Annotated in this window: 18 protein-coding genes; 1 reads left to right on the top strand and 17 read right to left on the bottom strand. The window is 72.7% G+C overall.

What is annotated here, in order from left to right:
• Window positions 1-15 precede the first annotated feature (15 nt).
• The 10 genes from BJ979_RS01385 to BJ979_RS01430 form a co-directional block, all read right to left on the bottom strand.
• On the bottom strand, window positions 16-618 hold the full coding sequence (locus BJ979_RS01385) for a gluconokinase (protein WP_179564475.1): 603 nt from the start codon (window positions 616-618) through the stop codon (window positions 16-18).
• Window positions 615-1,325: an L-ribulose-5-phosphate 4-epimerase gene (locus BJ979_RS01390; RefSeq protein WP_179569892.1), complete on the bottom strand. Its 711-nt coding sequence runs from the start codon at window positions 1,323-1,325 to the stop codon at window positions 615-617. The genes BJ979_RS01385 and BJ979_RS01390 overlap by 4 nt, the downstream gene beginning before the upstream one ends.
• A 41-nt stretch (window positions 1,326-1,366) precedes the next feature.
• Complete coding sequence (gene araB, locus BJ979_RS01395; RefSeq protein ID WP_179564477.1) at window positions 1,367-3,025, bottom strand: ribulokinase; 1,659 nt, start codon at window positions 3,023-3,025, stop codon at window positions 1,367-1,369.
• A 69-nt stretch (window positions 3,026-3,094) separates the two neighbouring features.
• Window positions 3,095-4,429, bottom strand: a complete 1,335-nt coding sequence (locus BJ979_RS01400) for an MFS transporter (RefSeq protein ID WP_179564479.1) — start codon at window positions 4,427-4,429, stop codon at window positions 3,095-3,097.
• Between the two features lie 149 nt (window positions 4,430-4,578).
• Complete coding sequence (locus BJ979_RS01405) at window positions 4,579-5,613, bottom strand: alcohol dehydrogenase catalytic domain-containing protein (protein WP_179564481.1); 1,035 nt, start codon at window positions 5,611-5,613, stop codon at window positions 4,579-4,581.
• Window positions 5,614-5,675: 62 nt separating this feature from the next.
• Window positions 5,676-6,452 carry an SDR family NAD(P)-dependent oxidoreductase gene (locus tag BJ979_RS01410; RefSeq protein WP_179564483.1) on the bottom strand — a complete coding sequence of 259 codons (777 nt, stop codon included), beginning with the start codon at window positions 6,450-6,452 and terminating at the stop codon, window positions 5,676-5,678.
• Window positions 6,449-7,237 (bottom strand): SDR family NAD(P)-dependent oxidoreductase, encoded by a 789-nt coding sequence (locus BJ979_RS01415; protein ID WP_179564485.1) that lies wholly within the window; start codon window positions 7,235-7,237, stop codon window positions 6,449-6,451. The genes BJ979_RS01410 and BJ979_RS01415 overlap by 4 nt, the downstream gene beginning before the upstream one ends.
• A gap of 58 nt (window positions 7,238-7,295) precedes the next feature.
• Entirely contained in the window at window positions 7,296-8,291 is a 996-nt protein-coding gene (locus tag BJ979_RS01420; protein WP_218853408.1) for a sugar phosphate isomerase/epimerase family protein, read from the bottom strand.
• A complete protein-coding gene (locus tag BJ979_RS01425) occupies window positions 8,284-9,057 on the bottom strand; it encodes an SDR family NAD(P)-dependent oxidoreductase (RefSeq protein WP_179564487.1) in 774 nt (257 codons plus the stop codon). The genes BJ979_RS01420 and BJ979_RS01425 overlap by 8 nt, the downstream gene beginning before the upstream one ends.
• Before the next feature lie 66 nt (window positions 9,058-9,123).
• Entirely contained in the window at window positions 9,124-10,332 is a 1,209-nt protein-coding gene (locus BJ979_RS01430) for an aspartate transaminase (RefSeq protein ID WP_179564489.1), read from the bottom strand.
• Between the two features lie 165 nt (window positions 10,333-10,497).
• On the opposite strand from BJ979_RS01430, the gene BJ979_RS01435 reads away from it, so the two are divergent.
• A complete protein-coding gene (locus tag BJ979_RS01435; protein ID WP_179564491.1) occupies window positions 10,498-11,277 on the top strand; it encodes a hydroxypyruvate isomerase family protein in 780 nt (259 codons plus the stop codon).
• A 114-nt stretch (window positions 11,278-11,391) separates the two neighbouring features.
• Here the strand turns inward: BJ979_RS01435 and BJ979_RS01440 are convergent, their stop codons facing one another.
• The 7 genes from BJ979_RS01440 to BJ979_RS01470 all read right to left on the bottom strand — a co-directional run bounded on the left by BJ979_RS01440 (window position 11,392) and on the right by BJ979_RS01470 (window position 17,637).
• The gene (locus tag BJ979_RS01440) at window positions 11,392-12,258 is read right to left on the bottom strand and encodes an NAD(P)-dependent oxidoreductase (RefSeq protein ID WP_246286845.1); all 867 of its coding nucleotides are present in this window, start codon (window positions 12,256-12,258) and stop codon (window positions 11,392-11,394) included.
• 2 nt (window positions 12,259-12,260) lie between these two features.
• Complete coding sequence (locus BJ979_RS01445; protein WP_343046548.1) at window positions 12,261-13,043, bottom strand: aldo/keto reductase; 783 nt, start codon at window positions 13,041-13,043, stop codon at window positions 12,261-12,263.
• A 31-nt stretch (window positions 13,044-13,074) separates the two neighbouring features.
• On the bottom strand, window positions 13,075-14,160 hold the full coding sequence (locus BJ979_RS01450; RefSeq protein WP_179564495.1) for a M24 family metallopeptidase: 1,086 nt from the start codon (window positions 14,158-14,160) through the stop codon (window positions 13,075-13,077).
• A gap of 79 nt (window positions 14,161-14,239) precedes the next feature.
• Window positions 14,240-14,917: a 4-carboxy-4-hydroxy-2-oxoadipate aldolase/oxaloacetate decarboxylase gene (locus BJ979_RS01455; RefSeq protein WP_179564497.1), complete on the bottom strand. Its 678-nt coding sequence runs from the start codon at window positions 14,915-14,917 to the stop codon at window positions 14,240-14,242.
• 44 nt (window positions 14,918-14,961) lie between these two features.
• Complete coding sequence (locus BJ979_RS01460; RefSeq protein WP_179564499.1) at window positions 14,962-16,062, bottom strand: 5-oxoprolinase subunit C family protein; 1,101 nt, start codon at window positions 16,060-16,062, stop codon at window positions 14,962-14,964.
• Window positions 16,059-16,859, bottom strand: a complete 801-nt coding sequence (locus BJ979_RS01465; protein WP_179564501.1) for a 5-oxoprolinase subunit B family protein — start codon at window positions 16,857-16,859, stop codon at window positions 16,059-16,061. Before BJ979_RS01465 ends, BJ979_RS01460 begins: the two co-directional genes overlap by 4 nt.
• 1 nt (window position 16,860) lies before the next feature.
• Window positions 16,861-17,637, bottom strand: coding sequence for a LamB/YcsF family protein (locus BJ979_RS01470; RefSeq protein ID WP_179564503.1), 777 nt, complete (start codon window positions 17,635-17,637; stop codon window positions 16,861-16,863).
• Between the last annotated feature and the right edge of the window lie 23 nt (window positions 17,638-17,660).

Consider the following 17,660-nt stretch of genomic DNA (forward strand, 5'->3'; position numbering starts at 1 on the left):
GTCGGGGAGAGAAGGTCAGGGGCGAGTCGCGGCGGGCGTCGCAGCCGGGAGCGCCGCGGCCGCAGCCGCGGCCGACGGCGACGCCGCGCGCACTCCGCGCAGCCCGCGCGCGGCCGACGCGACCAGGTCGTCGACGCGCTCGCCGACGTCGAGCGCGATGCTCGCCTCGTCGCGCTCGAGCGGCTCGAGGGTCGCGAGCTGCGAGTCGAGCAGGGTCGAGGGCATGAACTCGTGACTGCGGCCGGCGAGGCGCGCGGCGAGCAGCTCACGCGATCCGGTGAGGTGCACGAAGACGAGGCCGGGCGCGAGGGCGCGCAGGCGATCGCGGTACGCGCGGCGCAGTGCCGAGCAGGCGATCACGATGCCGCCGTGCGCCGCGGCGCCATCGGCGAGCGCCTCGCCGACCGCGGTCAGCCAGGGCGCCCGGTCGGCGTCGTCGAGCGGGATGCCGGCGGCCATCTTGGCGATGTTCGCGGCCGGGTGCAGGGCGTCGCCGTCGACGAAGGGCACGCCGAGCGCCGTCGCCAGGTCGACCCCGACGGTCGATTTGCCGCTGCCGCTGACGCCCATCACGACGACGGGTCCGACGGGCCGCGACGCCCGGGTGTCGCCGTTCATGCGCGCTGCCCGTACACGTTCTGGTAGCGCTGGAACAGCGCGTCCACGTGCTCGTCGGGGATGACGATCGGCTCGCCGAGCTGCCGCGCGAGGTGCACGGTCTCGGCCGTGGCCTCGAGCATGACGGCCGCCTTGACCGCGTCGCGCGCATCCTTCCCGATCGTGAAGGGGCCGTGGTTCTGCATCAGCACGGCGCGGCTGCGGTGACCCGAGAGCGTCTGCACGATGCCGCGGCCGATCGAGTCGTCGCCGATGATCGCGAAGGGGCCGACCGGGATCTCGCCGCCGAACTCGTCGGCCATGCCGGTGATGACGCACGGGATGGGCTCGGCGCGCGCCGCCCAGGCGGTCGCGTAGGCCGAGTGCGTGTGCACGACCCCGCCGACGTCGGGCATGTTGCGGTAGACGTAGGCGTGCGCGGCGGTGTCGCTGGAGGGGCTGCGCTCGCTGCCGGGCGTGCCCGGGATGACGTGGCCGTCGAGGTCACAGAGGATCATGCTCTCCGGGCTCAGGTCGTCGTAGTCGACGCCGGACGGCTTGATCACGAACAGGTCGGCGCCGGGCACGCGGCCGGAGACGTTGCCGCCGGTCCAGACGACGAGGCGGTAGCGCACGAGCTCGTCGTGCAGTCGGGCGACATCGGCGCGCACGCGCGCGATCGCGTCGGCGAGGCCGGGCGCGTCGAGATCGAGATCGGCGGCAGGCACCGAGGCCCCCGCCGAGGCCGCCGTCGTGGATGCCGCGCCGCTCACGCCAGCACCTCCCGTCGCATCCGCTTGAGGTCGTGCATGATGCCCTTCTCCGTGTCGCCGAGCAGGTCGTGCAGGCGGCGGTAGTGCGTGTACAGGCGGTCGTAGGCATCGGCGCGAGCGGGGTCGGGCGTGTAGACGGCCCGCTCGACGCGGCCCATCGCCGCCGCGGCGGCCGCGACATCCGGATAGGCGCCCGCGGCGACGGCCGCGTGGATCGCCGAGCCGAGCGCCGGACCTTGCTCGCTGCCGATGATCGAGATCGGCATCCGCAGCACGTCGCTGTAGATCTGCATGAGCGTCGCGTTGCGGATGAGTCCGCCGGCCGCGACGAACTCGTTGACGGGCACGCCGGACTCGCCGAAGGCCTCGACGATGCGCCGGGTGCCGAACGCGGTCGACTCGAGCAGCGCGCGGTACATCTCGACCGGGGTGGTCGCGAGCGTGAGCCCGACGAAGACGCCCGAGAGCTCGTGGTCGACGAGCACCGAGCGGTTGCCGCTCTGCCAGTCGAGGGCGACGAGCCCGTGCGCGCCGACCGGCGCCTCCGCACCGAGGTCGGTCAGCAGCTGGTGGATGCTCGCGCCGGCGGCCGCGGCCTGCTCGGTCAGCGCCGCGGGCACCGCGTTCTGCACGAACCAGGCGAAGATGTCGCCGACGCCCGACTGCCCGGCCTCGTAGCCGTAGAGCCCGTCGATGATGCCGCCGTCGACGACGCCGCACATGCCCGGCACCTCGGCGAGCGTCGATCCCGACATGACGTGGCAGGTCGAGGTGCCCATGATGGCGACGAGCTGGCCGGGCCGGGTCGACTGCGCGGCCGGGGCGGTGACGTGCGCATCCACGTTGCCGACGGCGACGGGGATGCCGACGGGCAGCCCGGTCCAGGCGGCGGCCTCGGCGGTCAGCGTGCCGGCCGCCTGCCCGAGGCGGCCGATCGGCGCATCCAGCTTGGTGTCGGCGAAGTCGGCGAAGCGCTCATCGAGGGCGCCGAGGTAGTCGCGCGAGGGGTAGGCGCCGTCCTGCAGCACACCCTTGTACCCGGCCGTGCAGGCGTTGCGGGTGTAGACGCCGGTGAGCTGCCAGACGATCCAGTCGGCGGCCTCGACGAACCAGCGCATGCGGGCGTAGAGCTCGGGCGCCTCGTCGAGCAGCTGCAGCGCCTTCGCGAGCTCCCACTCCGAGCTGAGGAACCCGCCGTAGCGCGCCAGCCAGGTCTCGCCGCGCTCGCGGGCGAGCGCGTTGATGCGGTCGGCCTGCGCGCCGGCGGCGTGGTGCTTCCAGAGCTTCACGTAGGCGTGCGGCTCGTCGGCGAGGCCGTCGAGCTCGTTGAGCGGGGTGCCGTCCGCATCCACCGGCAGCGGCGTGGATGCGGTGAAGTCGGTCGCGACGCCGATCACCTGCGCCGGGTCGATGCCGGCGTCGGCGATCGCCGCGGGCACGGCGACCCGCAGCACCTCGCGGTAGTCGTCGGGCACCTGCAGCGCCCAGTCGGGCGGCAGACGACGTCCGCTCGGCAGGGCCGTGTCGAGCACGCCGTGGCGGTACTCGTGCACGGCCGAGCCGAGCTCGGCACCGTCGGAGACGCGCACGACGAGTGCGCGCCCCGACAGGGTTCCGTAGTCGATTCCGATCACGCAGGCGTCGCCGGTGCTCACTGCTTGCTCCGTTTCAGCGCTGCGCCCTCGGCGCGGCGGTTCGTGGCCCGGGCGCACCGGGCCGAGGGGTCACTCGGGAAGGGGCGTGAACGCGGTCTCGCGGATGCGCAGGGCGGTGATGCCCGCGACCAGCGAGGTCACGATCAGGTAGAAGGCGGGCACCCAGATGCTGCCGGTGGCGGCGATGAGTCCCGCGATGAGGGCCGGGGCCGCTCCGCCGAAGATCGCGGTGCCGATGTTGTAGCCGAAGCCGTAGGCGGCGGTGCGGAAGCGGGTGGGGAACAGCTCGGTCATGGTGCTCTGCACGACGCCGAAGGTGCCGGCGAAGACGATCGACATGATGACCGTGCCGATGAGGGCGGTCGCGAACGATCCCTGAGTCAGCAGCCAGTAGCAGGGCAGGCCGAGCACGACCATCGCGAACGACGACCCGGCGAGCAGCGGCCGGCGGCCGAAGCGGTCGGAGAGACGGCCGGCGAGCAGCGAGAACGGCGCGCCGACGAGCAGGGCGAGGCCGGTGATGGTGAGCGCCTGCACCGACTCGAACTTCAGCTGCGAGGTCATGAAGCTCGGCATGTAGATGAAGAGGATGAAGTAGCCCGAGCTGTTGAAGAGCGGCAGCAGGATCGTGAGAAGCATGCCGCGGCGGCCGGCCTTGTCGAGGAAGGCCTCCTTGAGCGGGTTCGTGACGACGAGGTTCTTGGTCTCGACCTTCTCGAACTCGGGGCTCTCGCCGGCGCTCATGCGCACCCAGAGGGCGACGAGGCCGAGCGGCAGCGCGACGAGGAAGGGCAGGCGCCATCCCCACTCGGTCATGGTCTCCTGGCCGAGTCCGGCCATGAGGCCGGCGGCGAAGAAGGTGCCGACCATCATCGCCAGGAAGGTGGCGGCGTTGGCGTAGCTGACGACCTGGCCGCGCTTGCCGTGCGGCGCGTTCTCGCTGAGGTACGAGTTGGCGTTGCCGGTCTCGGCGCCCATCGAGAAGCCCTGCACGAAGCGCAGCAGCACCAGCGCGATGGGGGCGATGATGCCGATCTGGGCGGCGCCCGGCAGCAGGCCGATCGCGCCGGTGGCGACGCTCATGGTGGTGACGAGGAAGATCAGCACCTTGCGGCGGCCGATGCGGTCGCCCCAGTGGCCGCCGACGGCGGCGCCCAGGGGGCGGATGAAGAAGGGGATGCCGAAAGCGACGAGCGTGAGGAACAGCCCGGTGCCGGCGTTGTCGGCGGGGAAGAACACGAGCGCGAGCGTGCCGGCGAGGAAGCCGTAGATCGCGTTGTCGTAGAGCTCCACGAAGATGCCGGAGAGTCCGGCGATGACCGACTTCCCTTCGATCCGGGTGCGCTCGGCGGGCACGGTCGCGCCGGCGGCGGATGCCGGGGGCGGGGTGGTCTCGGTGGTCATGGGGTTCCCTTCGTCGTCTTCGTCGAAGCTAAAAGCGCTGTGTTTCCGGGCCGTTTCCCGGATGCAACATTCTATATTCTGTTGAATCTCTTATCGAGAGACAAGACCCGACCGCCGCGGCGTCGTCACCACGACGGCCGGAGCCATCGCTACTCCGCGTCGCCGATGCGCAGCAGCACCTTGCACGAGCGCGAGGAATCGGCGGCCCGGGCGAAGGCCTCCGTCACCTCGTCGAGCGTGAACTCGTCGCTCACCACCGCATCCAGCTCGGGGTGCTCGGCGAGCATCCGCACCGCGTCATCCAGCTCGATGTCGAAGCGCTGCGAGCCGAGCAGGGTGATCTCGCGGGCGATCAGGCCCGCGATCGGCACCGACAGCGGACCGGCGGGCAGCATGCCGAGCTGCAGCACCGTGCCGCCGACGCGCACGCGCTCCAGCGCCGAGACGAGCGACGGCACGACGCCCGCGGCCTCGACCACGACGTCGAAGGAGCCCGGCTCCGGCTCGGGGTCGACGCCGAGCTGCACCACCGCATCCGCACCGACCCGGCGCGCCACCTCGAGCGGGGCGCGCTGCAGATCGGCGGCGGTCACGTGGGCGGCGCCCGCGCGCTTCAGCGCGGCGACGGCGAGGCTGCCGATCGGCCCGGCGCCGCTGACGAGCACCTTCGCGCCCTCCACGACCGAGCCCAGCCGGCGCACGCCGTGCAACGCGACCGAGAGCGGCTCGGCCAGGGCCGCACGCCGCAGCGGCAGCTCGTCGGGCAGCGCGCGCAGCTGGTCGGGCAGCACCTCGAGCAGCTCGGTGAAGCCGCCCTGCGTGTGCGGCCACGTCGAGGCGCTGCCGAGGTAGGTGCCGCCGGGCTGCGTGTTCACGCCGGCGCCCTCGACGCCGCCGGGCGGGGGCGGCGGGGTGGCCGGGTGGATGGCGACGCGGTCGCCGACCTTCTGCGGGGTGACCGCATCCGCCCCGACGCTCTCGACGACGCCGACGACCTCGTGCCCGAGCACGAGCGGCTCGCGGATCTCGTAGGCGCCGTTGCGGCCGTCCTTGGCGTAGTGCAGGTCGGAGCCGCAGATTCCGCCGTAGACGATGCGCACCAGCAGGCGGTCGGCGGCGACCTCGGGCGCGGGCAGCTCGGTGACGACGAGGTCTCCGGCGCCGCGGGCGACGACTGCTCTCATGGGTTCACTCCTGGTGTCTTCGACGGGTTGCGGATGCGGGATGCGGTGCGACGCGGGGCGCGTCAGCGTCCGAGGTAGCCGCCGTCGACCGGCAGCACGACGCCGTGCACGTACTCGGCGGCGGGCGAGGCGAGGAATAGCGCGGCGCCGGCGATGTCGTCGGCGCGACCCCAGCGTCCGTAGGGGATGCGCTCGCGGATCTGCCGGTCGCGCACCTCGTCCGCACGCAGGGCGGTGTTCATCTCGGTGTCGATGAAGCCGGGCGCGATCGCGTTGACGCGCACGCCGCGGGCGGCCCACTCGTTCGACAGCGTCTTGGTGAGCTGGCCGACGGCGCCCTTCGAGGTCGCGTAGGCGGCGGCCGTGTAGCCGCCGGTGAACGAGAGCATCGAGGCGATGTTGATGATCGTGCCGGTGCCGCGTTCGAGCATCGGCCGGGCGAAGAGCTGGGTCAGCTCGACGACGGCGCGCAGGTTCACCTGCATGACGCGGTCGAAGTCGTCGAGCGGGAACTCCTCGAAGCGGTGGCGGATGTTGATGCCGGCGTTGTTGACGAGGATGTGCACCTCGCGCTCGGCGAGGATGCCGTCGACCGCGCCCGCGATCGACGCCGCGTCGGCGAGGTCGACGGCGACCGCCGTGTAGTCGCCCTCGAGACCCACGTCGGTGCGCCGCTGCAGGCCGATGACGCTCGCGCCGTTCTTCAGCAGCAGCTCGGCGATCGCGCGGCCGAGGCCGCCGCTCGCGCCGGTGACGACGGCCGTGCGGCCGGTCAGGTCGACGGAGAAGCCGAGCTCGTCGGCCGGCTTCGCGGCGGGGTTCACGACGTCGGCGCTCATGCGATGTGCGATCCGCCGTTGACGTCGTAGGTGACGCCCGTGAGGTAGCCGGCCTCTTCGCGCAGCAGGAAGGCGACGACCGCGGCCACGTCATCCACGGTTCCGACGCGGCCCACCGGCAGCTCCTGCAGCAGCTGCGTCTTGCGCTCGTCGCTGAGACGGCCGCCCATGATGTCGGTGTCGATCGACCCCGGCGAGACCGAGTTGGCGGTGATGCCGTGCGGGCCGAGCTCGCGGGCGAGGGTGCGCGCGAGGCCGAGCAGCGCGGCCTTCGACGCGGAGTACGCGGCGCGGCCGTACACCCCTCCCCCGCGCTGGGCGGAGGCGGAGGAGATGTTGACGATGCGGCCGACGCTGTTCGCGGCCATGATGCGCGCGGCACCCTGCGTGACGTGGAAGGTGCCGGTGAGGTTGATGTCGACGACCCGGTTCCACTCCTCGCGGCTCACCTCGAGGAACGGCACCGGCGAGCTGACGCCGGCGTTGTTGACCAGGCCGACGACCTGGGGCAGCGTCGCCTGGATGTCGGCGAGCGCCGCATCCACCGAGTCGGCGTTCGAGATGTCGGCGCCGAAGCCCGCGGCGACGGCGCCGGTGCTGCGCGAGATGTCGTCGGCGACGGCCTTGCTGGCCTCCTTGTCGAGGTCGACGACGGCGACGGCCCAGCCCTCGAGGGCGAGGCGCAGGGCGATGCCGCGGCCGATGCCGCGCTCGCTGGCGGCGCCGGTGACGATCGCGGTGCGCTCGTCGGGGAAGGCGGTGGCGGGATAGGCGGGGACGCTCATGCGGTGCTCCGGTGGTTCTCGGTGATGAGGTGGATGCAATGGGTGCGGATGCGCTCGATCAGCGCGGCAGGATCGAGCGCAGATAGCGCTCGTTCTCGGCGCCGACGCTGAGTCCGTCGCCGCCGTAGTGCTCGACGACGAAGGCGCCGGAGAAGCCGTGCGCGATCGCGTAGTGCACCCCCCGGCGGTAGTCGATGATCCCGGTGGCGAGGGTCGAGGGATGCGTGAGCACGACCCCGGCGGCCGGGTTCTCGAGGCGCGAGTAGTTCTTCACGTGCCAGTAGTTGGTGCGCGGCAGCACCTGAGCGGCGGTGTGCTCCCAGGGCTCGATCGGGCCCTGGTGGCGCACGAGGTTGCCGAGGTCGGGGTTGAGCCCGGCGGCCGAGGAGCCGATCTCGTCGAGGAAGTCGACCGAGGCGGCGCCCGAGCTGAGGAAGCCCTCCTCGTACATCTCGATCGAGATCTCGAGGCCGAGCGATTCGGCGTGGTCGGCGAGTTCGCGGTACTCGCGGATCGCCTTCGCGCGGGTCTCGGCGTCGGCGGGGCCGGGGTCGCCAGGCACGGTCCAGAACCACTGCACGGCCTTCTGCTCGGGGGTGAGCACGTCGTGCAGCCCGAAGCAGACGATCGGGGCGCCGAGCTCGGCGGCCGCGTCGATCGAGCGGTGCGAGAACGCGAGGGCGGCGGCGGCCTTGTCGGCGTCGCGGTTGAGGATGCTCTCGCGCGGCACCGCGACCGAGACCGGGGCGAGCCCGGCATCCGCCAGCACGTCCTTCAGCTCGGCGCGACGGGCGCTGTCGAGATCTCCCGCGCGCACCCAGTTGCTGGCCAGCTCGATCGCCGTGTAGCCGGCGTCGACGGCGGGCTGCAGCAGAGCGCGCCACACCTCGGCGGGCTGCCCGGTGACCGGGCTGCCGCCGGCGGTCGTGCCGGCGAACTGCAGCATCGCGGCCGCGATCGGCCAGTCCTCGGGAGTGTGCGGCGACGCGAACCCGGGGTCGACGGCGAGCGACGGGCGGGTGACGGGCGGCGCGGCGGCGTCGGTGTCAGCCAATGCGGATGCCTCCGTTGATGTTGTAGGTCGCGCCGGTGATGTAGCCGGCCTCCTCGCCGATGAGGAAGTCGATCAGCGCGGCGACCTCGCGGGTCGTGCCGAGGCGGCCGACCGGCAGCTGCGCCAGGAACTGCGGGGCGCGGTCGTCGGTGATGCGGCCGCCCATGATGTCGGTGTCGATCGTCGCCGGGGCGACCACGTTGACGGTGACCCCGTGCGGCGCCATCTCGAGCGCGACGGCGCGGCTGAACGCATCCACGGCGCCCTTCGACGCGGCGTACGACGACTTGCTGTAGGTGCCGCCGCCGTTCTGCATCGCGGTCGAGCCGAGGTTGACGACGCGGCCGTACTTCCGTTCGACGAGCCCCGGCATGACGCGCTGGGTGACGACGAAGGTGCCGGTCGCGTTGACGCGCAGCACGCGCTCCCAGGTCGCCAGGTCGAGCTCGAGGAAGGGGATGGGCGAGCTGATGCCGGCGATGTTGACGAGCGCCTGCACGGCCGGCAGCTTCGCCTCGACCTCGGTGATCGCGGCGTCGACGCTGGCCGGGTCGGCCACGTCGGCGGCGAGGCCGAGGGCCTGGATGCCGTGGGCCTCGGCCAGCTCGGCGGCGAGCGCCGCGACCGCGTCGGCATCCCGATCGAGCAGGGCGAGCGACCAGCCCGCCGGGGCGAGCCGGTTCGCGAGCTCGCGGCCGATGCCGCGCTCGGAGCCGGCGCCGGTGATGATCGCGGTGCCGTGGGGGGTCGTGCTGCTGTCGGTCATGTCGTCCTCGTCGTCGGGGATGTCGGGTCGGGGCGTGCGCGGTGCGTCGGCTGCGTCGTCCGCGGCTCAGGCGAGCTTCGCGACGGCGCCGCGGATCGCCTCGACGGCCTCGGTGAGCGTGGCCTCGTCGGTCGCGAAGGAGATGCGGAAGAACGGCGACAGACCGTAGGCGGCGCCGTGCACGACGGCGACCTTCGCCTCGTCGAGCAGGTAGAGCGTCACGTCCTCGTCGTTCTCGAGCACCGAGCCCGACGGGGTGGTGCGGCCGAGCAGTCCGGCGCAGTTGACATAGAGGTAGAAGGCGCCGTCGGGCGACAGCGTGCTGAGTCCCTCGATCGAGTTGATGCCCTCGACGACGAGGTCGCGGCGACTGCGGTAGACCTCGACCATCGCCGGCACGGCCGACTGGTCGCCGGCGAGCGCCTCGGCGGCGGCGGCCTGGCTGATGGAGGCGGTGCTCGAGGTGGTCTGCGAGTGCAGCTTGTTGATCTCGCGCACCAGGTACTCGGGGCCGACGCCGTAGCCGACGCGCCATCCGGTCATCGCGTAGGTCTTCGAGACGCCGTTGACGACGAGCACGCGCTCGCGCAGCTCGGGGGCGGCCTCGACGATCGAGACGACGCGGTCGTCGCCGTAGTAGATCTCGTCGTAGATCTCGTCGGTCAGCACCTCGACGCCGGGGAAGTCGGCGAGCACCTCGGCGAGGGCGCGCAGCTGCTCGGCCGAGTAGACGGCGCCGGTCGGGTTGCTGGGGGCGTTGAGGATGATCCAGCGGGTGCGCTCGGTCAGCGCGGCGCGCAGCTGCTCGGGCTGGATGCGGAAGCCGTGCTGTTCGGTGGTCTCGATGATCACCGGCTCGCCCTCGTTGGCACGCACCATGTCGGGGTACGAGACCCAGTAGGGCGCCGGGATGATGACCTCGTCGCCCGCGTCGAGCGTGGCCTGCAGAGCCGTGAAGATGACCTGCTTGCCGCCGACGCCGACCGCGAGCTGCGCATCCGTGTAGCGCTGGCCGGTGCGGCGCTCGACCCGGTCGAGGATCGCCTTCTTGAGCGGGGCGGTGCCGTTGCCCGAGGTGTACTTCGTGTCGCCGGCCTCGATCGCGGCGATCGCCGCGTCCTTGACGTTGCGGGGCGTGTCGAAGTCGGGCTCGCCGACGGTGAGGCTGAGGATGCGGTGCCCCTCGGCGCGCAGGCGGCGCACGCGCTCGGCGGCGGCCCCGCTCGGCGACTCCTCGATGCGCAGCACGCGCTGAGCCAGCTTCCGCTCGTCCATGGATGTCCACCTCTGTGTGTCGTGGGCTCGACGCCCTCGCGGTCTCTCGATCTCACGGTAGGGAGCGGCTCGGGCCGCGTCATCGGCTGGAGCATCGGCGTTCGCTATGGCGGCATAGCGAAGCCGCGAGACGAGGTCGCGGGCGCCGCGCCTAGCGTCGGGAGGGTGACCCGCATCGCCGCGAACCTGACCATGCTCTTCCGCGAGCACCCCTTCCTCGAGCGCTTCGACCGCGCCGCCGAGGCCGGTTTCACGGGGGTCGAGTTCTTCTTCCCGTACCGTCACGACCACGACGCGATCGCGGAGGCGCTGCGGCGCAACGGCCTCGAGCTGGTGCTGTTCAACCTGCCGGTCGGCGACTACGAGGCGGGCGAGCGCGGCTACGTCGCGCAGACCGGACGCGAGGCGGAGTTCGCCGGCGACCTGGCCCGCGGTGTCGCCTCGGCCGAGCGGCTGAAGCCCTACCGCGTCAACACGCCCTCGGGCCCGGCGCCCGAGACCGACGAGGCCCGGGCGACCCTGATCGCCAACCTGCGCTCCGCCGCGACCGCCCTCGAGGCGGCTGGCACGGCGCTCGTCGTCGAGCCGATCAGCCGCACCGAGGTGCCCGGCGCCTACCTCGGCACGACCACCGCGACCGCCGAACTGCTGGCCGAGCTCGACCGGCCGTCGGCCGGCATCCAGTACGACGTGTTCCACTCGGTGCGCGCCGGCGAAGACGTCGTCGAACAGCTGGATGCGCACCTCGCGTCGGTGATCCGCCACATCCAGATCTCGGATGTGCCCGGCCGCCACGAGCCGGGCTCGGGCGCCGTCGACTTCGACCGCTTCTTCCAGGTCGTCGGCGACTCGGACTACGCCGGCTGGGTCAGCCTCGAGTACCACCCGGCCGTCGAGACGGTCGCGAGCCTGCAGTGGTTCCGAGACCGCGGCCTGCTCGGCTGAGCGCTCTCCCTCGCGGCGCATCCGGCCCCCAGGTCTCCGCGAGAGTACGTGCTTTGCGCCCACCGGAGCCCCCGCAGGCGCGCAAAGTGCGTACTTTCGCGGAGAAGCGCGAGGTCAGTCGCGGCGCAGGATCTCCTGCACGGCGGCGTGATCCTGCTGGCCGAAGCCCGCGTCCACGGCACGCCGGTAGAGGTCGAGCGCGGCCCGCGACAGGCGCAGCTCGGCGCCCAGCTCGTCGGCGAGCCCGGTCGCGTAGACGAGGTCCTTGACCTGGTTGGCGGTGCTGCCACCGAGCTCGTAGTGGCGCCCGAGCAGCTTGTCGGCCTTGAGGTCGAGCACGGCGCTGGAGGCGAGTCCGCCGCGCAGCAGGTCGACGAGCGCGACGTCGTCGACGTCGGCCCGGCGCGCGAGATCGAGGGCCTCGGCGAGCGCCGCCAGGGTTCCGGCGACGACGAGCTGGTTGGCGAGCTTGCCCGCCGCACCCGCCCCGACCGGGCCGAGGTGGCGGATGGTCGTCGCGAAGGTCTCGAGCAGCGGGCGCACGGCCTCCAGCTCGGCGGCGTCACCGCCGACCATGAGGCTCAGCCGCGCCTCGCGCGCCCCGGCGTCGCCGCCGCTCATCGGCGCATCCACGACGGCCAGACCGGATGCGGCGGCCCGCGCCGCGAAGCCCCGCACCTTCGCGGGCGAGGTCGTGCTGAGCACCACGACCCGCTCGACGCCGTTCGCCCGCCAGGCGGTCAGCACCGCATCCGGCGCGACCTGATCGAGCTGATCGATGTCGGGCAGGCAGGCGAAGACGGCCGCGGCGGAAATCGCGTCCGGGCGCGCCACCACGCGCGCCCGATCCGCGAGCTCCGCCGCGACCTGCGGAGTGCGATTCCAGACCTCGGTCGCGAACCGCGCCGCCAGGTGCTCGGCGATCGGCCGTCCCATGGGGCCGAGTCCGAGCACGGCGGCGACGGCCGCCTCCGAGGTCATCGTCACTCCAGCTCGCTGAGGCCGTCGATCGCGGCCAGTTCGTCGTCGCTCAGCTCGAAGCCGAGCACGTCGAGGTTCGTCGCCATCCGCTCGCGGTTGGCCGACTTCGGCACCACGGCGACACCGTGCTGCACGTTCCAGCGCACGATGACCTGGTTCACGGTCACACCGTGCGCGTCGGCGATGCGGGTGAGCACCGGGTCGTCGAGGCGCGCGCTGCGGAAGGGGCTGTGCGCGCCGACGACGATGCCGCGCTCGGCGCACTTCTCGAGGAAGCGCGGGCTGAAGTGCACCGGGCTCCACTGCAGCTGCACGACCTCGGGGTAGTGCCCGGTGGCGTCCTTCAGCTCGTCCATCAGGGCGAGGCGGTAGTTGCTGACGCCGATCGCCTTCACGAGGCCCTGCTCGCGCGCCTCGACCATGCGGCGGAAGGTGCCGACGCCGGCGGTGCCGCCGGGCGGCCAGTGCATGAGCCACAGGTCGATCTGATCGACGCCGAGCGCCTGCAGGCTCGCGTCGAGGTGCTCGCGTTCGAGGCCGACCGCATCCGGCGGCAGCTTCGTGGTGACGAAGATCTCGTCGCGCGGAACGCTCGTCGCGGCGAGGGCGGCGCCCACCGCATCCTCGTTGCGGTAGCGCGTGGCGGTGTCGACGCTGCGGTAGCCGACCTCGAGCGCGGTCAGCACGGCGTCGCGGGCGGCGTCGCCGCGCAGCGGGTGCGTGCCGAAGCCGACGAGCGGCATGACGGCGCCGGCGGCGAGCGTGGTCGTGGGAACGGAAGTCACGATCGGTCCTCTCGGATGTGGCGGGCGCCGGTCAGTACAGCTCGATGAGGCGCATCGGCACGCGGTTCAGCACCTCGGCGCCCGACTCGGTGATGAGCGCCGTGGTCTGGAAGGCGATGCCCGATCCGCCGACGCCGGGGAGGGCGGCGCGGATGCTGATGGCCTCGTCGGGCTGCAGCTCGTCGCGCGAGTGCGCATCGATGAGCACGCCGCCCATGCCGGTGCCGATCGAGTAGCCGAGCAGCGGGTCGACGTCGGCGAGCGGGACGGTGCCGCCGAGCGCGGCGGCGAAGGCGGCGTGCACCTGGCCGCCGGTGACGCCCGGCGCGAGCGCGGCGAGCGCCGCCTGTACTCCGGCGCCCAGCGCCTCGGCCTGCGAACGCAGCTCGGCGCTCGGCGCCGAGAGCACGATCGTGGTGCCCGCGGCGCCGGCGTAGCCGCGCGACAGCGGGTAGAGCGCGAAGGGCAGCGTCGACGCGACATCGAGCACGCCGGGCTCGACGCCGCGGCCGAGCAGCACCGCGATCGACTGCACCGGGTAGTGCGTCATGACGCTGGCGCCCTCGGCGCGCTCGAGCGGCGACCACCATCCGCCGCCGCCCGCCGAGCGCAGCGAGCGGTCGACGTTGCGCACGATCTCAAGGCTGCGCAGGTCGCGCGTCATGCGGTCGACGATCGCCGTGTAGCCGATGTCGGCGAGGTTCGCGGCCTCGCGCAGGCGGACGATCTCGTCGGCGTCGCGCGTGCGCATGGCCGCATCCAGCAGCTCGGTGTCGGTCGGGGCGCCCGGCGTGACCGCATCGGGTGCGGCCGCGGCGACGATCTCGCGCAGCCGGGTGCGCTCGGCGGTGCGGCCGAGCGTCCAGTAGCGCACCTCGCCGTCGTAGCCGGCGCCCTCGATGAGCGGGCGGTCGGCAAGCGAGGCGACCAGCGCGACGCTGCCGTCGCGCCGCGCCACCGCGACCGGACCGCGCCCGGAGAAGCCGCGCACATCCACCTCGGTCAGGAAGGCGATCGCCGCGGGCGACTCGGCGACGACGGCGCCACGGCCGGCGTGGTCGAGTTCGGCGGCGACGCGGGCGCGCCGCGCGGTCAGGGCGGTGGAGCTGTCGGTCATGTCTCTCCCGGTGCTTCGATGGTGCGCAGGAACGGAGCGGGATGCGGCGACGTCACACCGACGCATCCCCTGCCGAGGATCACTCCTCGACGATGAGGCCCTTGGCCTTGAGCTTCTCGGTGAGCCCGTGGATCTCGATGAGCATGCGCTCCTGCTTGCGGTGCTCGGCGCGGATGTTCGCCTCGTGGTCTTCGCGCTCCTGGCAGAGGCGCGCGACCTCGGCCGCCTCCTCCGGCTTCACGACGACGACGCCATCCGCGTCGCCCTTGATGATGTCGCCGGGCTCGACGATCTGGCCGCCGATCGCGATCGGGTAGTTCACCGGTCCGAGGGTCTCCTTGACGGTGCCCTCGATGCTGATCGAACCCGAGAAGACGGGGAAGCCGAGCTTGCGGATGTCGGCGCTGTCGCGGATGCCCGAGTCGGTCACGAAGGCGGCGAGGCCCTTGGCGTGCGAGGCGGTGGCGATCACGTCGCCGAAGCCGCCCGAGTGGGCGAGCTCGCCCGCGGTGACGATGACGACGTCGCCCTTCTGGGCGTAGCTGATGCCGACCTGCACCATGATGTTGTCGCCCGGCTGGGCCTGCACGGTCACGGCGGGGCCGCAGAACTCCATGCTGTTGTCGATGGGCTTGATCTTGTACGAGATCGCGCCCTTGCGACCCTGCGCCTCGTGGATGGTGGCCGACGAGAACTTGCCGATCGCGGCGACCAGCTCGGGGTCAGGGCGGTCGAACTTGGTGCGGACGTGGATCATGCGGTTCTCCTTGTTATCTGTGGCGGGATGCGGTGCGGCCGCGATCAGGCGCGGTGCGCCCCGACACGGGCCGCGGTGTCGGAGGCGAAGTCGAAGTCGGTGGTGAGCTCGGCGCCGTCGAAGGCGCCCGAGTCGGAGGCGACGCCGAGGCCGGTGCGGGCCGGGTCGGTCGCGGTGCGACCGGGCAGCTCGAGCCCGTGCTCGACGAGCGCCGTCTGCACGCGATCGCGCGCGTGACCGAGGGCGAGCTCGCGACGGCGGTGCTCATCGCGCGCACGCGCGACGCTGACCCGACGGAAGCGCACGGTCTGGCCGGGGCGCACCTGCGCCATAAGGTCGAGGGCGCCGGTCGTGAGCACGGCGAGCACGGGGTAGCCGGCGGTCACGCCGCGGCCGCGGTGCAGCACGAGCAGCTGGCTGTCGGAGGGCACCTCGACGGCGCCGACGGGCACCCCGCGCGAGAGCACCTCGCTGGCGGTCTCGCGCTGCGGGGTCGCGCCGGTGAGGCGCAGTCCGACGTGGTTGCTGCGCGGGTCGACGGTGAACGGAGCCGCGAACAGCTTCTCGGCGCTGGCTCCGAACTCCTCGCGGTCGGGGCCGTCGGTGACGTCGATGACGGGCTCGCTCGGCACCGCGGGACCGCGGAGCCCGAGGTGGATGAGCGGCACGCGCAGGTGCGGGTTGCCGAGCGCGGGCGCCTCGACGAGCTGCGGCAGGTCGGCTCCGGCGACGAGCCGGGTTCCGAAGCCGATCATGCTGTCGGGCGCGACGCTGCCGAGTAGCGTCGGCACCTCGACCGAGCCGTGCACGGCGAGGTAGCTGCGCAGGCCGGGTCCGGTGATCGTGATGGCGATCTCGGCTCCGGCGGGCAGGCTGAGCGGCGTCAGTGCCGGATGCGGCTGCCCATCCACCCGCAGCTCGACCGGCGCACCGGTCACGGCGACGACCGCGCGGCGGTCGAGGCGCACCGTCAGCAGGCTGGCCGTGATCTCGATGAGCGGCGCCGACTCCGGGTTGCCGACGAGGATGTTCGCCAGCTTCGCCGAGGCCTGGTCGAGCGCGCCGTTGACCGAGAAGCCGAGGGCCGGGCCCTCGAAGCGGCCCAGGTCGGTGACGACCGCGTGTCCGGCCTCGAGCACCTTCATGACGCCATCCCCAGGTCGGAGCGCAGCGCGACCGGCGCCGCGGCGGAGCCGGCGTCCGAGACGGCGCGGTCGCCGGCGTCGTCGTCGTCGATCACGTGATCGGCGAGGAACGTGCCCTCGTAGTCGCCCCACTGCTCGGCGGCGATGGCGCGGAAGCGGATCGAGTCGCCGGGGCGGTAGGGCACGAGACGCGGGCTCGTGATGTCCATGACGCTCACCGGCGAGAGGCCGATGAGCCGCCATCCGCTCGGCGCGCGTACCGGCCCGAGCACGCCCTGCACGCCGGCGACCGAGATGGCGTTCGGCGGCACCTCGAGGCGCGGGTCGGCGAGGCGCGGGATCGGCTTCGCGAAGTCGGGGCCGTCGATCATGCACGAGGCGGCGGGCCCGCCGAGGCAGCGCACGACGCGCTCCTCGGCCGTGTGCAGCGCCACGACCTCCGCCTCGGAGATGCCGAGGAAGTCGGCCACGAACGCGAGATCCGGCCCGTGCTCGCCGCCGTAGACGACAGGCAGCTCGAAGCGGCGGCGCGGATGCGCGTCGACCGGGGCGTCGCGCAGCGCGTCGCGCGCCATGAGCTGCAGCAGCGGCTCCAGCGCCTCGAACGACTGCACCATCGGGTCGAACTCGACGAGCATCGACTCGTAGGTCGCGACCGCGCCGTGCACGCCCGGCAGCGGGCGGTCGGTCATCCAGTCGGCGACGCGGTGCACGGTCTGCCAGGCGGTCTCGGCATCTGCGTCGGCGACGGTCAGACGCAGCGCGCCCTCCCCGCTCGGCGACAGCGATACCCGCATGTCAGCGTCCCTTGACGATCTCGGCGAGCGGGGCGAGGGTCACGCCGGCGGCGACGAGCTCGTCGCGGATGCGGCGCGCCAGCGCGAGCGAGTCGGGGCCGTCGCCGTGCAGCAGCACCGAGTCGATCTCGATCGGCAGCACCTTGCCCGAGCGCGCGACGACCGTGCCCTCGGTGACCATGCGCAGCGTGCGCGCGACGATCACGTCGGGGTCGTGGATGACCGCGTCGGCCTCCTTGCGCGGCGTCAGCGTGCCGTCGTCTTCGTAGTTGCGGTCGATCGCGGCGACCATGGCGATCGTGAGCCCCCGCTCGGCGGCCGCCGTCACGACCTCGCCGGCCTGCGTCACGACGACGATCGAGGGGTCGAACTGCGCGACGGCGTCGGTCATCGCGGCGGCGTAGTCGGCGCGGGTGATGACGAGGTTGCCGAGGCGGCCGTGCGGGCAGAGGTGGCTGACCTTCGTGCCGTGGGCGGTGGCGAACGCCGCGAGGGCGCCGAGCTGGAACAGGATGTCGGTGCGCACCTCCTCGGCCGTGAGGTCCATCGCGCGACGGCCGAAGCCGTTGAGGTCGGGGAAGCTGGGGTGCGCGCCGATGCCGACGCCGCGCTCGGCGCACATCCGCACCGTGCGGTCCATGATGCGCGGGTCGCCGGCGTGGAAGCCGCAGGCGATGTTCGCCGAGGTGAGGATCTCGAGCAGGCCCTCGTCGTCGGCCATCGTGTACGAGCCGTAGCCCTCGCCGAGATCGGCGACGAGGTCGATCGCTGCAGCCATGAGCCTGCTCCTCCCCGTCGACG

This window comes from Schumannella luteola, assembly GCF_013408685.1.
Taxonomy (GTDB): Bacteria; Actinomycetota; Actinomycetes; order Actinomycetales; family Microbacteriaceae; genus Schumannella; species Schumannella luteola.

What these genes read in the sequence shown, in the direction of transcription:
- BJ979_RS01415 (WP_179564485.1), bottom strand. Translation starts at nt 7,237, where the DNA reads ATGAGCGTCCCCGCCTATCCCGCCACCGCCTTCCCCGACGAGCGCACC.
- BJ979_RS01455 (WP_179564497.1), bottom strand. Translation starts at nt 14,917, where the DNA reads ATGATCCACGTCCGCACCAAGTTCGACCGCCCTGACCCCGAGCTGGTC.
- BJ979_RS01460 (WP_179564499.1), bottom strand. Translation starts at nt 16,062, where the DNA reads ATGAAGGTGCTCGAGGCCGGACACGCGGTCGTCACCGACCTGGGCCGC.
- BJ979_RS01430 (WP_179564489.1), bottom strand. Translation starts at nt 10,332, where the DNA reads ATGGACGAGCGGAAGCTGGCTCAGCGCGTGCTGCGCATCGAGGAGTCG.
- BJ979_RS01425 (WP_179564487.1), bottom strand. Translation starts at nt 9,057, where the DNA reads ATGACCGACAGCAGCACGACCCCCCACGGCACCGCGATCATCACCGGC.
- BJ979_RS01450 (WP_179564495.1), bottom strand. Translation starts at nt 14,160, where the DNA reads ATGACCGACAGCTCCACCGCCCTGACCGCGCGGCGCGCCCGCGTCGCC.
- BJ979_RS01410 (WP_179564483.1), bottom strand. Translation starts at nt 6,452, where the DNA reads ATGAGCGCCGACGTCGTGAACCCCGCCGCGAAGCCGGCCGACGAGCTC.
- BJ979_RS01440 (WP_246286845.1), bottom strand. Translation starts at nt 12,258, where the DNA reads ATGACCTCGGAGGCGGCCGTCGCCGCCGTGCTCGGACTCGGCCCCATG.
- BJ979_RS01385 (WP_179564475.1), bottom strand. Translation starts at nt 618, where the DNA reads ATGAACGGCGACACCCGGGCGTCGCGGCCCGTCGGACCCGTCGTCGTG.
- BJ979_RS01400 (WP_179564479.1), bottom strand. Translation starts at nt 4,429, where the DNA reads ATGACCACCGAGACCACCCCGCCCCCGGCATCCGCCGCCGGCGCGACC.
- BJ979_RS01465 (WP_179564501.1), bottom strand. Translation starts at nt 16,859, where the DNA reads ATGCGGGTATCGCTGTCGCCGAGCGGGGAGGGCGCGCTGCGTCTGACC.
- BJ979_RS01405 (WP_179564481.1), bottom strand. Translation starts at nt 5,613, where the DNA reads ATGAGAGCAGTCGTCGCCCGCGGCGCCGGAGACCTCGTCGTCACCGAG.
- BJ979_RS01470 (WP_179564503.1), bottom strand. Translation starts at nt 17,637, where the DNA reads ATGGCTGCAGCGATCGACCTCGTCGCCGATCTCGGCGAGGGCTACGGC.